Here is a 13,992-nt window from a genome sequence, read left to right on the forward strand (position 1 = left end):
GTCAATAGGAGGAATGAACCCGATTCTTCACAGAGCTGACCCATGAGCCCTGGCTGAATGTGTTCACTAAGTGAAGTAAAAGCTCAACGGAGCCGCTGGCTGATGACCTTGGAGACCCCGTCGCCCTGCATGGAGACGCCGTACAGCGCGTCGGCGACCTCCATCGTCCGCTTCTGGTGCGTGATGACGATCAGCTGTGAGCTCTCCTGGAGCTCCTCCATGATCCGGATCAGCCGCTGCAGGTTGGTGTCGTCGAGAGCGGCCTCGACCTCGTCCATCACGTAGAAGGGGCTGGGGCGGGCCTTGAAGATCGAAACCAGCAGGGCGACGGCGGTCAGCGAGCGCTCGCCGCCCGAGAGCAGGGAGAGCCGCTTGACCTTCTTGCCGGGCGGGCGGGCCTCCACGTCCACGCCGGTGGTCAGCATGTTGTCGGGGTCGGTGAGGACCAGCCTGCCCTCGCCGCCGGGGAACAGTCGCGAGAACACCCCTTCGAACTCCCGGGCGGTGTCCCGGTAGGCCTCGGTGAACACCTGCTCGACGCGCTCGTCGACCTCCTTCACTACCTGAAGGAGATCGGCCCGGGTCTTGCGCAGGTCCTCCAACTGCTCGCTCAGGAAGCGGTGGCGCTCCTCCAGCGCCGCGAACTCCTCCAGGGCGAGCGGGTTGACCTTGCCGAGCTGCTGGTACGCGCGCTCGGCCGCCTTGAGCCGCTTCTCCTGCCGCGCCCGGACGAAGGGACCCGGCTCGGCGGCCTCGTCCGCGTCCTCGCCCTCGGCGGGCGGGCTCGGCGGTACGGGCTGGTCCGGCCCGTACTCGGCGACGAGGGCCGCCGCCTCCATCCCGAACTCCTCCAGGGCGCGCGACTCCACCTGTTCGATGCGCAGCCGCTTCTCGGCGCCGAGCACCTCGCCGCGGTGGACGGAGTCGGTCAGCTTGTCGAGCTCGCCCTTGAGGTCGCGGCCGCGGCTCCGGGCCTCGCCGAGTTCCCGTTCGCGCAGGCCCTTGGCGTACTCGGCGGCGGTGCGCTCCTGCTCGGCCCGGCCGAGCGAGACCTCCAGGTGCGCGAGGAGCTGCCGGGCCCCGTCGGCGACGGCGCGGGCCACCTCGGCCTCGTGGCGCAGCCGGTCGCGGCGGCGCTCGGCGCGGGCGCGGGCCTCGCGCTCGGCGCGGGCTCCGCGGTCGAGGGAATCGGCCCGGCCGGCCAGCCCCTTGACCCGCTCCTCGTGGGTCCTGAGCTGCAGCCGGGCTTCCATCTCGGTCTGGCGGGCGTTGGCCCCGTCGGCGGCGAGCCGGTCCCGTACGGCGGTGTCCGGCTCCTCCTCCACCGGCATCTCCTCGGCGACGGCGAGGCGTTCGGCGCACTCCTCGACCTCGGCGAGCGCCTGCTCCAGCGCGTCCTGGGCCTTGGCCGCGGCGGCGGCGCTGCGCTCGGCCTCGCCCGCTGCGCCCTTCGCCTGCCCGGCGAGGCGGCCCAGCTGCTGCGCCACCCCGGCCCGGGCCTGCTCCCCGGCCCGGCGCCGCTCACCGACCTCCTCGACCCGCGCGACGAGCTCGCCCCGCAGCTCCTGGGCGCGATCCCGCGCGGCGGCGCCGTCCGCGCACTCGGCGTCGAGCCGCACCAGTTCCGCGCCGGCTTCGTCGACGGCTGCCTGCACCTCGATCAGACTGGGCGCCCCGGCGGACCCCCCGTGCGCGAGGTGCGCACCGAGCACGTCGCCCTCAAGGGTCACGGCGACGAGACCGGGCCGCGCCGCGACCACCCGCTCGGCCTCGTCCAGCGCCCCGACGACCACGTACTCCCGCAACACCCACCCGACGGCCCGCACGGCCTCCGCGTCCCCCCGCACCAGCCCCCCGGCGGGCAACGCCGCGCCGGCCGGGTCCGACGCCGAACCCCGCGCCGCGGGGAGCGCGGCGGCCGCCGCGCCCGGCCCGCCGGCCACACCGCCGGCGGCGGAGCCTTCGGCGGCCCGCGCCGGCCCGGCCGGTGTCTGGGACCCGTGGCCCGCGACGGTCCCGGGGTCCTGCCCCGTCGGCGCCTGGGCGCGCGGCGAACCCGCCGGGACGGCCCCCGCGTTCGCCCCGGCCGCCGCCTGGCCCGGGATCCCCGACGGCGAGCCCGCCGGGGGCTGTGCGTCCGTGCTGCCGGCCGTCCCCGCGGCCCGGCCCGGGAGCGGGGTCGCGGCCGGCGGGACCGGCACGCCGGCGGCGGCCTCGCCCTGGCCCGGGATCGGGATGCCGGGCGGCGGGGGCGTGATCAGGAGGGTGGCCCGTCCCGCGTCCGTGGCGCGGAGATGGCGGATCGCATCGGCCGCCGCCCCCGGCGAGGACACCGCCAGCGCGTCCGCCGCGGCGCCCAGTGCCGCCGCCACCGCGACCTCGTACCCCGGGGTCACCGACAGCCGCTCCGCCGCCGGCCCCAGCAGCCCCGCCAGCCGCTCCCGCGCGGCGAGCAGCGCTCCCGTGCCGTCCTTCCTCCGCAGCCCGAGGGCCAGCGCGTCGCGCCGCGCCGACACCGCGGCCCGGGACTTCTCCGCGGCCGCCGCCGCGTCCCGCGCCTGCCCCAGCGCGGTCTCCGCCGCCGCGAGCTCCGCCCGGGCCGCCGCGTACTCCTCGTCCACCGCCGGGTCTTCGAGCCCGCCGACCTCCTCGGCCAGCGCCTCGTACTCCGCCTGGGCGGCGCCCGCCCGGGACCGGGCCCCGTCCCGCGCCGCCACCAGCCGGTCGATCTCCGCCTGCGCCGCCCCGGCCCGGGACCGGGCCGCGCCGAGGCGCCCCGTCAGCCGCGCCAGCCCCTCGCGCCGGTCGGCGATGGCCCGTGCCGCGTCCCGCAGCCGCCGCTCCTCGGCCGCCAGCGCGCGCTCCAGCTCCGCCCGGTGCTCGACGGTGTCCTCCAGCGCCCGCGAAGCCGCCTCCAGCGCGGCCGTCAGCTCCGCCTCCTGCTCGCGGATCCGCGCGGCCTCCCGCTCCATGTCCTCGGGGTCCCGGCCGCGCCGCTCGTCCTCCGGCGGAGCCGAGGCCGACTTGACCCGCGCGTCGGCCAGGGACGCCGTACCCCGTACCCGCTCGGCCAGCTGGGACAGCTCGTACCAGGTCTGCTGGGCCCGCTGGAGCCGCGGCGTCAACCGCCGCACGGTTTCCTCAAGCTCCGCCTCGCGCCGCAGCGCCTGACCGAGCTGTGCCTCGGCCGCCTCCTTGCGCTCCTTCAGCGCCGCCTCGTCCGCGATCTCCGCGTCCAGCGCGCCCCGCAGCGTCACGAGGTCGTCGGCGAGCAGCCGCAGCCGCGCGTCGCGCAGGTCGGCCTGGATGACGGCGGCGCGCCGGGCCACCGCGGCCTGGCGTCCCAGCGGCTTCAGCTGGCGCCGCAGTTCCTCGTTGAGGTCCTGTACGCGCGCGAGATTGGCCTGCATCGCGTCCAGCTTCCGCAGCGCCTTCTCTTTGCGCTTGCGGTGCTTGAGTACGCCGGCCGCCTCGTCGATGAAGGCGCGCCGGCCCATCGGGTCGGCGTGCAGGACGGAGTCCAGCTGCCCCTGGCCGACGATGACGTGCATCTCGCGGCCGATGCCGGAGTCGGAGAGCAGTTCCTGGATGTCGAGCAGCCGGCAGGTGTCCCCGTTGATCTGGTACTCGCTGCTGCCGCCGCGGAACATGATCCGCGTGATCGTGACCTCGGCGTACTCGATCGGCAGGGCGCCGTCGGAGTTGTCGATGGTCAGAGACACCTCGGCCCGTCCGAGCGGCGGCCGCCCGGTGGTGCCGGCGAAGATGACGTCCTCCATCTTGCCGCCGCGCAGGGACTTGGCCCCCTGCTCCCCCATGACCCAGGACAGCGCGTCCACCACGTTGGACTTGCCCGAGCCGTTGGGCCCCACGACGCACGTGATGCCGGGCTCGAAGCGCAGGGTGGTTGCGGAGGCGAAGGACTTGAAGCCACGCAGGGTCAGGGACTTGAGGTGCACGCCGCCGGACTCTACCTTTCGCGTCCGGTTTCACCCATGAAGGTGCAGGGGAGAACCGACGTCAAAGGGATCGTCCCCCCACCCGGCCCAACAAGAAAGAAGGGACGCCGAAGCGTCCCTTGCAGATCTTGCGGGGCTGGAGTCGAGCGACGAATAGAGCGCGGATCAGGTGAGCGCAGGCTCCGCCTGGGGTACGTCGATGTCGATGCGGTCCAGCAGCGAGTCTCCGTGCTGAGCGGCGGCCGCGTTCAGAGCGTCATTTTCGGACTGAATCCGTACGAGCTCGGACTCAAGGTCCTGGACGCGCTGCTGAAGCCGTCGCATCTCGGCGAGGAGTCGCGGGTCGGAACCGCCGACGTAACCGAGAAGCGCCTTTGCCATGATGGATGGTCCTCCACACTGAGTGACCGACCGAAGCGGTGTGGGTCGTGAGGGAATCGCACCCGCGGATGTCCGGCAGCAACTGTCAGTCACTGCGCTTACTGGTACCAGCACTGCCAAACAGCTCAGGTGCGCGGGGCTTCCAGCGTCTCACCAAAAAGTTTGACGGTCAACACGATCACGCCCCGTATCGGCGGGCAGCCCGGTTCTCCCAAGGGGCGTGGAGATCGTCCGCTGCTTCGAGCCTTCCACGGAACGCCGCCTCCGGCAACGCACCGACAGCGGAACGTGCAGATCCGGCCGGGTGCGGACCGCTCCGAGGTGTGATCAGTACATGATCAGCCGATCGGTCATCGGATCGCGAACCCGTCGTAGCCACCGCGCGGTGTACCCCAGATCTCTGTCACTCCGTCCACCCTCCCGGGCGTGTCGGCGCAGCGCAGCCAGTCGAGCAGCCGGTGGCAATTCTCACGTTGACCTTCGGCCACCACCTGCACTCGCCCGTCGTCGAGGTTGAGGGCGAACCCGACGACACCGCCGATCTCCAGCGCATTGGCCCTGGTGAACCAGCGGAAGCCCACTCCCTGTACACGGCCGCGCACCCACGCGGTCATGCGGACGTCTTCATTCATGCGTGAACGCTAACGGGGCGAGGAGTTTCGCCCCACATCGCCCCGGCTCCCCATCGCGTACAGTCCCGCAGCAGTGAACTCACCCATTTGGGTGCGTAAGGGATGATCTTGAGCCGCAAGGAAGGCACGTCGCCGATGGGACGCCACCGACTCCACGCCGCGCCGGACCGCGACGGCAACCGCCGCACCCTCGTGCGCGCGGCCCTGCTGGGCGGCGCCGTGGCCGTGGCCCTCGGCACGGCGGCCGTGACCACCGGCATGGTGCCGGTCGGCGGCTCCTTCCCCTACGTCGGCGTCGACGCCGACGACTCGACCGGGAAGACACGGGCCGGGGCCGAGCCCTCGCCGAGCCCGAAGCCGGTGGCCCAGGAGCAGGGCGGCCTCGCCAACCTCTCCGGCCGCGCCTCGGCCGTTCCCGACGCGGGAACTCCCACGCACTCCACCTCCCCTTCCCCCTCCGTCTCCCCTTCCCCCTCGGCCTCCCCTACGCCGGCCTCGCCGAGCCCCTCCGCCTCGCCCACGCCCGACGCCTCCGCGTCCGCCTCCCCCAAGGCGCAGGCGAAGCCGCAGAAGGGCCTGCTCCCGGTCCCGGTCCCGGCCGCGCCGAAGACGGCCGCGCCCAAGACCGCCGCCCCCAAGCCGGCCGCGCCCAAAACGGCCGCCCCCGAGCCGTCCGCCCCGCCGGCCCCGACGCCCGCCGACGGCCACTCCCCGGAGGAGGCCGCCGTACTCACCCTGGTCAACCAGGAGCGCGCCCAGGCCGGCTGCGGTCCGGTCCGCGCGAACCCGCCGCTCGCGGCGCTGGCGGCCGCCTTCAGCAAGGACATGGCCACCCGCGGCTTCTTCGACCACACCGACCCCGACGGGAACTCGCCGTGGGACCGCGCCACCAAGGCGGGCCTGTCCGGCCTCGGCGGCGAGAACATAGCCCGCGGCCAGGGCGACGCCCAGGCGGTCATGAACGCGTGGATGAACAGCCCCGGCCACAAGGCGAACATCCTCAACTGCGAGTTCCGCACCCTCGGCGTCGGCATGTACGTCGCCGACGGCGGCCCCTGGTGGACCCAGGACTTCGGCTTCTAGCCGCCGCCTCACCAGCCCGCAGCAACACTTACCAACCGAAAGCGCCCACTTCTGGTCAGCGCTGTACGGAGTTAAGCTGGCCGGCATGGAAACACAGCCGCCCTTCGACGCCTTCGCGCGCGCGTGCCCGTCCCGGGAGACCCTGGAGCACGTCACGGGCCGCTGGGGCAGCCTCACCGTGGGCGCCCTGCGCGACGGCTCGTGCCGCTTCAACGAGCTGCGCCGCAAGGTCGACGGCGTGAGCGAGAAGATGCTCTCCCAGACCCTGCAGGCGCTGGAGCGCGACGGCATCGTCCACCGCGAGGCGCAGCCGACGAACCCGCCGCGCGTCGACTACGAGCTGACCCCGCTCGGCATCGGGATCGCCGACCGGCTGCTCGCGCTCATCCACTTCCTCGAAGGCAGCATGCCCCAGGTCATCGGGGCCCGGGAGTCCTACGACGCCACGCGCGGCGGCCGCTGACAGCGCGGGCAGAAGTAGCTGGACCGGTTCATCCACGGCCGGCGCCGCATCGGGGTGCCGCACCGCCGGCAGGGCTCGTCCTCGCGCCCGTAGGCGTCGAGGGAGCGGTCGAAGTAGCCGGACTCGCCGTTCACGTTGACGTACAGGCTGTCGAAACTGGTGCCGCCGACGTCGAGCGCCGCGTTCATCACGTCCCGCACGTGGCCGAGGAGTTCCGTGCTCCGGGGGCGCGTCAGCGTGGCGGTGGGGCGCTCGTAGTGCAGCCGCGCCCGCCACAGCGCCTCGTCGGCGTAGATGTTGCCGATCCCGCTGATCAGGGACTGGTCCAGCAGGGCCCGCTTGACGGTGGTCCGCTTGGCGCGCAGCGCCGCGTGGTAGGCGGCCTCGTCGAAGAGGGGGTCCAGCGGGTCCCGCGCGATGTGCGCGATGACGTCGGGCAGTCCGTCGGGCGTGTTCTCGTGGAGCGAGAGCCCGCCGAAGGTGCGCTGGTCGACGAAGCGGAGCTCGGTCCCCGCAGTGTCCGCGAAGCGCACGCGGATGCGCAGGTGCTTCTCGTCGGCGGCGTCCTCGGGCTGCACGAGGAGCTGTCCGCTCATGCCGAGGTGCCCGAGGACCGAGAGGCCACGCCCCTCCAGGGGCAGCCAGAGGTACTTGCCGCGCCGCTGCGGGACGCCGATCGTCCCGCCCGTCAGCCGGGCGGCGAAATCGGCCCCGCCGGCCGGGTGACGGCGTACCGCGCGCGGATGGAGCACCTCGACGGCCTCGATCGTGCGGCCGGCCACCCAGCGCGCCAAGCCCCGCCGTACGACTTCGACTTCGGGCAGCTCGGGCACGGCGGTCCTCCGGGGGCGATGCGGTTCTGGTGCGTCGTGGTGCGTCGTGGTCGCTCCCGGCGAGCGTACCGGCCTCCCCGGCCGGGCCCGGAAACGGGTCCGCCCGCCCCTGCCCGGAGGCAGGGGCGGGCGGGAGGTCCCGAAGGAAGGACTCAGCCGTTCGGCGTCGGGTCGGCGGGCGTCGGCGCCCCGCCGTCCTCGGCCGATGCCGCGACCGCGGCATCGGCACCGGTGTCGGCCTGAGCCGTCACCGTCACCTTGGCGGCGGCGGATGCCGCGGCTTCCGCCGCGATCCGCTCGTCCGCCTTGGCCCGGATTCCGCGCCATGCGGACTCCGCGGCCTGCTGTTCCGCTTCCTTCTTGCTGCGGCCGGTGCCGGTGCCGTACGAGACACCACCGACGCGGGCGGCAGCGGTGAAGGTCTTCTCGTGGTCCGGACCGGTCTCGGTGACCAGGTACTCGGGCACGCCGAGCCCTTCGGCCGCCGTGAGCTCCTGGAGACTGGTCTTCCAGTCCAGGCCGGCCCCGAGGTTCGAGGACTTCTCGATGAGCGGGTCGAAGAGCCGGTGGACCAGCTCCGAGGCCGCGTCGAGGCCCTGGTCGAGGTAGACCGCGCCGATCACCGCTTCAAGGGTGTCGGCGAGGATGGAGGCCTTGTCCCGGCCACCCGTGCCCTCTTCACCCCGGCCGAGCCGGATGAAGGAGCCGAGGTCGAGGCCGCGCCCGACCTCCGCCAGTGCGCGCGAGTTGACCACCGCGGCCCGCAACTTGGCCAGCTGGCCTTCGGGCAGGTCGGGATGGGTCGTGTACAGCGTGTCCGTGACCACCAGGCCGAGCACGGAGTCCCCGAGGAACTCCAGGCGCTCGTTGGTGGGCAGACCGCCGTTCTCGTACGCGTACGAGCGGTGGGTCAGCGCACGCACCAGAAGGGCGGACTCGAGTCGATACCCGAGCCGCCCTTCCAGAAGCGTGTGGGACGAGGCCGCGTTGTTACTGTCTGCCTGCTTCTCAGCGTTGGACAGCTCAGACATTGCGCCTCTCACCAGCCGCTCAGACCTCGAGGACCTGGCGCTTGTTGTAGGTGCCGCAGCTCGGGCACGCAATGTGCTGGAGCTTCGGCTCCTGGCAACGCTCACACGAAACCAGGGTGGGGACCGCAGCCTTCCACTGCGACCGGCGGTGGCGCGTGTTGCTGCGCGACATCTTCCGCTTCGGAACAGCCACGGCTACTTCTCCTGCTTCTCGGCGGCGCCCTGAACTCCGTCAGAGGCAGTGCCGCTCATGTTGTCCTTCTCGTCGTCCTGATCGGTCACGACGAGTCCCTGCAATGCCGCCCAACGGATGTCGACGGCGTCATGGTGGTGGTCCGGGTCGTCGTTCAGGCTGAGCCCGCAATCGGGGCACAGTCCGAGACAGTCCTCCCGGCACACCGGCTGCATGGGCAGTGCGAGCACCACCACATCGCGCAGCACGGGTTCGAGGTCGAACAAGCCGTCCTCGAGGAAGAGCGTGTCCTCGTCGTCCTCGGCGTCGTCGGCCGGCTCCGCCTTTGCGCGGCTCCGGTCGTCGGCGTCAGGGTACGAGAACATCTCCTGGAAGTCCGCCTTGAGCTCGCGCTCGACGGACTCCAGACACCTTACGCACTCCCCGGTGGCCGATGCACGGGCGGTGCCTGTGACAAGCACCCCTTCCATGACCGACTCAAGGCGGAGGCTGAGCTTCACCGGGGCGCCTTCCGGCACACCGATGACCCCGGCGAGACCGAAGTCCGCCGGTGCCGCGATCTCACGGGACAGCCGCTGCATGGCACCAGGACGCCGACCCAGCTCGTGCGTGTCGAACACGAGGGGGTTGCGGTGGTCGAGGCGGGTATTCAGGGCCGTTCCTGCTTTCACAGATCGCTGAAGATCAAAGATTCCGCCACATACGGGCAGCATGGATCGCGGTACATACGCGCGACCGAAGAGCCAGGATACCCGGCGCTTCGCCCTGAGCCCAATCCGGGCTCAGCGGCCCTGCTCGTACTGGCGCAGCTGGTCCAGGTTGATCATGCTCGTGTCGAAGAAGCTGGTCTCGTCGAGCGCGGGCTGCTGGGCCTGCTGGCTCTGCGGGGCCTGCTGGTGGTGCTGTGCGGCCTGCGGCTGCTGCGCGGCGTACTGCGCGGCGTAGGCCGCTCCGGTGGAGCCGGTGCTCGCACCGGAATACGGGTCCGGCTGCTGCTCGTAGCCCATCGCCGCGTACGGATCCGGCTGCTGCTGGTAGCCGTAGGGGTCCCCATAGGAGGGCGCGGCGTAGGCCGCTCCGGTGGAGCCGGTGCCCGCACCGGGATAGGCGTCCTGCTGCTGGGGCTGCTGGTAGCCGTACGCGTCGTACGCGGGCTCCTGCTGGACCTGCGCCGGGATCACCGGGGCCGCGGGCTCCGCCAGCCCCGCCAGGAAGTCCGCGTCGCTCGCCGAGCGGGACTGCTGCGCCCCCGCCGCGTCCTGGGCGGCGATGTGCGCGCCGAGGTCGTCCGTGGGCACCCGGCCCAGCAGCTTCTGCCGGCCCCGGCCGACCGCCTCCAGGGTCTTGGCGAGCACCGCCTCGAAGGTCGCCAGCTTGGTGTCCACGTACGCGTCCGCCTGCTCGCGCTGCGTCTGCGGATCGTGGCTGCGCTCGGGCGCCTCGGCGTCCGGGTAGCCCTGCTCGTCGAGGCCGGGGCCGCGGCCCAGCAGCTTCTCGCGGCCGCGGTCGACCGAGCCGATGGTCTTGGTGAGCACGACCTCGAAGTTCGCGAGCTTGCTGTCGACGTAGTCGTCGGCCTCGGCCCGGATCTCCTCGGCCTCCCTGCGGGCGTCCGACAGGATCCGGTCCGCCTCGGCCTGCGAGCGGCGCGCGACCTCGGTGTCGGAGATCAGCGAGCCGCGCTGGGCGTGCGCCGACTCGATGATCCGCTCCGCCTCCCGGCGGGCTTCCTCGACCATCTGCTCGCGGCCGCCGATGAGCTCCTGCGCCTGCGCGAGCGAGCCGGGCAGCGCCTGGCGCACCTCTTCGAGCTGCGCGAGCAGCTCGGCACGGTTGATCACGCAGGAGGCCGACATGGGCATGGACCGGGCGCCGCCGACGGCCGCGACGATCTCGTCGAGCTTCTTCTGCACGTCCATGGGGGCTCGCACTCTCTCGGCCTCGGGCGGTTCCTGAGACGGACGGGACGACTGTACGGCCACCGGGTGAACGCCCGGCACCGGACTGACGGCCCGTCAGTACGTCAGCGGTTCGCGAGCCGCTCGGTCAGCGCCGCGTGCACGTGCGGCGGCAGCAGGTGGGCGACGTCGCCGCCCCAGGTCGCGACCTCCTTGACCAGGGAGGACGACAGGAAGCTGTAGGTGGGGTTGGTCGGCACGAACAGCGTCTCGACGCCCGAGAGCCCCATGTTCATCTGGGCCATCTGCAGCTCGTAGTCGAAGTCGCTGACGGCGCGCAGGCCCTTGACGATGGCCGGGATGTCGCGCTGCTTGCAGAAGTCGACGAGCAGTCCGTGGAAGGACTCGACCTCGATGTTCCCGTAGTCGGCGGTCGCCTCGCGGATCAGCTCGATGCGCTCCTCGACGGTGAACAGCCCCTGCTTGGACTGGTTGATCATCACGGCGACGTGCACGACGTCGTAGAGCCGGGAGGCCCGGCCGATGATGTCGAGGTGTCCGTTGGTGATGGGGTCGAATGACCCGGGACAGACGGCTCGGCGCAACTTGGGTCCCTCGCTCTCCGATGCGGGCATCATGAGTCTTCGCTGGTGAAGGCGGCGCGACCGTACCAAAGGGTGCCTTCGCCGTACTTGCGGGAGCGCAGCGGCTCGAAGCCCTCGGGCCAGGGGAAGGCCCCGCTCCTCGTACTGCGCTCCACGGTGACGAGCGCATCGCCCGTGAGCCAGCCATTGGCGCGGAGTGTGAGCAGGATCTCGCCAAGATCGTCGTGGCCGACGGCGTACGGCGGGTCCAGGAAGACGACGTCGTACGGGGCCGCGCCCGACGGGACCGCCACGATCTGCTCCGCCTTGCCCGCCCGGAACTCGGCGCCGGGCAGGCCCAGCGCCTTGATGTTGTCCCGGATCGCCTTGGCGGCCTTGGCCTCGGGCTCGACCAGCAGTGCGTGGGCCGCGCCGCGGGAGAGGGCCTCCAGGCCGACGGCGCCGGAGCCGGCGTACAGGTCGAGCACCCGGGCCCCCTCGATGCCGTGCAGCGACTCCCAGGTCGAGAACAGGCCTTCGCGCATCCGGTCCGAGGTCGGCCGGGTGCCGGTGCCCGGGGGCACGGTCAGCCGTCGCCCGCCGGCGCTGCCGGCGATCACGCGGGTCATCTGGGGTCCTTCGGTACGACGGTCATGGCTACTGCGGAGTTCCACGATAGGTCGTACCGCCCGGGAGGGCCCCGGGCGGTACCGGGCGGCCGCGGCTCAGCCCTTCTCCAGGTACTGCTCCCGCTCCGTGTCCAGCAAGGCCTCCAGCGCGCTCCGCAGGCCCGGCAGCCCCTTCAGCTCGGGGTCTTCGGCGACCACGCGGGCGGCCTCCTCCCGCGCCTGGGCGATGACCTCCTCGTCCTCGATGACCGCGAGCATGCGCAGCGAGGAGCGCACTCCCGACTGGGCCTGGCCCAGCACGTCGCCCTCCCGGCGCTGCTCCAGGTCGATGCGGGAGAGCTCGAACCCGTCCAGGGTGGCGGCGACGGCGGCGAGCCGGGCGCGGGCGGGGCTCGCCTCGTGCATCTCGCTGACCAGCAGGCACAGGCCGGGCGCGGAGCCTCGGCCGACGCGGCCGCGCAGCTGGTGGAGCTGGGAGACGCCGAACCGGTCCGCGTCCATGATCACCATGACGGTGGAGTTCGGGACGTTCACCCCGACCTCGATGACGGTGGTGGCGACCAGCACCTTGACCTCGCCCGCGGCGAAGCGGCGCATGACGTCGTCCTTGTCGGCCGGGTCCATCCGGCCGTGCAGCACCTCGACGGACAGCCCGGCGAGCGGTCCGCGCCGCAGCTGTTCGGCGATCTCCAGCACGGCCAGCGGGGGCCGCTTCTCGGCGTCGTCCTCGGCGGAGGCCTTCTTCTTCGGGTCGTCCTCCCCGTCGCCGATGCGCGGGCACACGACGTACGCCTGGTGCCCGTTCTCGACCTCCTCGCGCACCCGCTCCCAGGCCCGGGTCAGGAAGTGCGGCTTGTCCTTCGCCGGTACGACGTGGGTGGCGATCGGGGAACGGCCGGCGGGCAGCTGGTCGAGGACGGAGGTCTCCAGGTCCCCGAAGACGGTCATCGCGACGGTGCGCGGGATGGGGGTCGCGGTCATGACGAGCAGGTGCGGGGGCTGCTTGCCCTTGGAGCGCAGCGCGTCGCGCTGCTCGACGCCGAAGCGGTGCTGTTCGTCGACGACGACCAGGCCGAGGTCGTGGAACTGCACCTTGTCCTCGATGAGCGCGTGCGTGCCGATGACGATGCCGGCCTCCCCGGTGACCAGGTCGAGCAGGGCCTGGCGGCGCGCGGGCATTCCCATGGAGCCGGTGAGCAGCACGACCTTGGTGCCCTGGTCGGAGCCGCCGAGCATGCCGCCCTCGGCGAGCTCGCCCATCATCTCGGTGACGGACCGGTGGTGCTGCTGGGCGAGCACCTCGGTGGGCGCGAGCATGGCGGCCTGCCCGCCGCAGTCCACGACGCCGAGCATGGCCCGCAGCGCGACCATCGTCTTTCCGGAGCCGACTTCTCCCTGGAGGAGGCGGTGCATGGGATGTTCGGTGGCGAGGTCTTCGAAGATCTCGCGGGACACCGTCTGCTGGCCGTCGGTGAGGGTGAAGGGGAGTTTGGCGTCGAAGGCGTCGAGCAGGCCGCCCGCGGCGGGGCGGCGGGGGACGGCCGGCAGCTGGGAGTCGGCGTGCCGGCGGCGGGCCAGGGCGACTTGGAGGACGAACGCCTCGTCCCACTTCAGCCGCTGCCGCGCGTCCTCGATGTCGGCCTTGGCGGCGGGCCGGTGGATCTTCAGCAGGGCCTCGGTGAGCGGGACCAGTCCGCGGCCCTGGCGCAGGGTCTCCGGCAGCGGGTCCACGGCCTCCCCGGCGCTGGGCAGTACGGCGTCCACGCACTTGGCGATCTTCCAGGACTCCAGCTTGGCGCAGGCCGGGTAGATCGGGATGAGCTGGTTGGCGAAGGCGGTCGCGGCGTCCCGGTCGGAGGCGTCCGCGCCGAGCGGCTCGTACGCGGGGTGGGAGAGCTGGAGCTTGCGGTTGAACAGGCCGACCTTGCCCGCGAACATGGCGCGGGTGCCCGGCAGCAGGTCCTTGTGCGGCTTGTGGACGCCCGCCCCGAAGAAGACCAGCTGGAGGCGGCCGCTGCCGTCGGTGATGGTCACCTCCAGGCGTTTGCCGCGGCCCCCGTTGAAGGTCAGGATCCGGGCGTCGGCGACTTGGGCGACGACCGTCACGTGTTCGTCGATCTGGTCGGCGAGCTCGGCCAGCGAGGTCAGCTCGCCGCGCTCGGCGTAGCGCCGCGGGTAGTGGTGCAGCAGGTCCAGGGCCGTGTGCAGGCCGAGCTGCTCGGCCAGCACCTTGGCGGTGGCGGGGCCGAGCGTCTTCTTGAGGTCTTCGTCGAGCGCGGGCACGCCTTCATTGCACACCATGGCGC

General features: G+C 72.4%; 13 protein-coding genes. 2 read left to right on the forward strand and 11 right to left on the reverse strand.

The window, feature by feature from the left end; translation table 11 throughout:
* Positions 1–83: 83 nt before the first annotated feature.
* From ACFYXV_RS00555 to ACFYXV_RS00565, 3 genes are all read right to left on the reverse strand, one after another.
* Positions 84–3,959, reverse strand: a complete 3,876-nt coding sequence (locus tag ACFYXV_RS00555) for an AAA family ATPase (protein WP_389381701.1) — start codon at positions 3,957–3,959, stop codon at positions 84–86.
* Between the two features lie 165 nt (positions 3,960–4,124).
* Positions 4,125–4,340, reverse strand: coding sequence for a hypothetical protein (locus ACFYXV_RS00560; protein WP_030162422.1), 216 nt, complete (start codon positions 4,338–4,340; stop codon positions 4,125–4,127).
* A gap of 350 nt (positions 4,341–4,690) precedes the next feature.
* Entirely contained in the window at positions 4,691–4,972 is a 282-nt protein-coding gene (locus ACFYXV_RS00565; RefSeq protein WP_048475940.1) for an acylphosphatase, read from the reverse strand.
* 135 nt (positions 4,973–5,107) lie between these two features.
* Here ACFYXV_RS00565 and ACFYXV_RS00570 point away from each other — a divergent pair, with 135 nt between their 5' ends.
* On the forward strand, positions 5,108–6,055 hold the full coding sequence (locus ACFYXV_RS00570) for a CAP domain-containing protein (protein ID WP_389381702.1): 948 nt from the start codon (positions 5,108–5,110) through the stop codon (positions 6,053–6,055).
* A gap of 85 nt (positions 6,056–6,140) precedes the next feature.
* Positions 6,141–6,518 carry a winged helix-turn-helix transcriptional regulator gene (locus ACFYXV_RS00575; RefSeq protein ID WP_383343248.1) on the forward strand — a complete coding sequence of 126 codons (378 nt, stop codon included), beginning with the start codon at positions 6,141–6,143 and terminating at the stop codon, positions 6,516–6,518.
* Here ACFYXV_RS00575 and mutM read toward each other — a convergent pair.
* The 8 genes from mutM to recG all read right to left on the reverse strand — a co-directional run bounded on the left by mutM (position 6,491) and on the right by recG (position 13,987).
* Positions 6,491–7,351 (reverse strand): bifunctional DNA-formamidopyrimidine glycosylase/DNA-(apurinic or apyrimidinic site) lyase, encoded by an 861-nt coding sequence (gene mutM / locus ACFYXV_RS00580; RefSeq protein WP_385472830.1) that lies wholly within the window; start codon positions 7,349–7,351, stop codon positions 6,491–6,493. The genes ACFYXV_RS00575 and mutM overlap by 28 nt on opposite strands.
* A 152-nt stretch (positions 7,352–7,503) precedes the next feature.
* Positions 7,504–8,382: a ribonuclease III gene (gene rnc, locus ACFYXV_RS00585; protein ID WP_385472833.1), complete on the reverse strand. Its 879-nt coding sequence runs from the start codon at positions 8,380–8,382 to the stop codon at positions 7,504–7,506.
* Positions 8,383–8,401: 19 nt separating this feature from the next.
* Positions 8,402–8,575 (reverse strand): 50S ribosomal protein L32, encoded by a 174-nt coding sequence (gene rpmF, locus ACFYXV_RS00590; RefSeq protein ID WP_003965982.1) that lies wholly within the window; start codon positions 8,573–8,575, stop codon positions 8,402–8,404.
* Positions 8,576–8,577: 2 nt separating this feature from the next.
* Positions 8,578–9,288 (reverse strand): DUF177 domain-containing protein, encoded by a 711-nt coding sequence (locus ACFYXV_RS00595; protein WP_048475945.1) that lies wholly within the window; start codon positions 9,286–9,288, stop codon positions 8,578–8,580.
* 69 nt (positions 9,289–9,357) lie between these two features.
* A complete protein-coding gene (locus ACFYXV_RS00600; protein WP_385472836.1) occupies positions 9,358–10,494 on the reverse strand; it encodes a DivIVA domain-containing protein in 1,137 nt (378 codons plus the stop codon).
* A gap of 104 nt (positions 10,495–10,598) precedes the next feature.
* Positions 10,599–11,078: a pantetheine-phosphate adenylyltransferase gene (coaD, locus tag ACFYXV_RS00605; RefSeq protein WP_384707367.1), complete on the reverse strand. Its 480-nt coding sequence runs from the start codon at positions 11,076–11,078 to the stop codon at positions 10,599–10,601.
* A gap of 29 nt (positions 11,079–11,107) precedes the next feature.
* Positions 11,108–11,686 carry a 16S rRNA (guanine(966)-N(2))-methyltransferase RsmD gene (gene rsmD / locus ACFYXV_RS00610; RefSeq protein WP_389381703.1) on the reverse strand — a complete coding sequence of 193 codons (579 nt, stop codon included), beginning with the start codon at positions 11,684–11,686 and terminating at the stop codon, positions 11,108–11,110.
* 96 nt (positions 11,687–11,782) lie between these two features.
* Complete coding sequence (gene recG, locus ACFYXV_RS00615) at positions 11,783–13,987, reverse strand: ATP-dependent DNA helicase RecG (RefSeq protein WP_389381704.1); 2,205 nt, start codon at positions 13,985–13,987, stop codon at positions 11,783–11,785.
* Between the last annotated feature and the right edge of the window lie 5 nt (positions 13,988–13,992).

It is taken from the genome of Streptomyces sp. NPDC002181 (assembly GCF_042890485.1).
Taxonomy (GTDB): domain Bacteria; phylum Actinomycetota; class Actinomycetes; order Streptomycetales; family Streptomycetaceae; genus Streptomyces.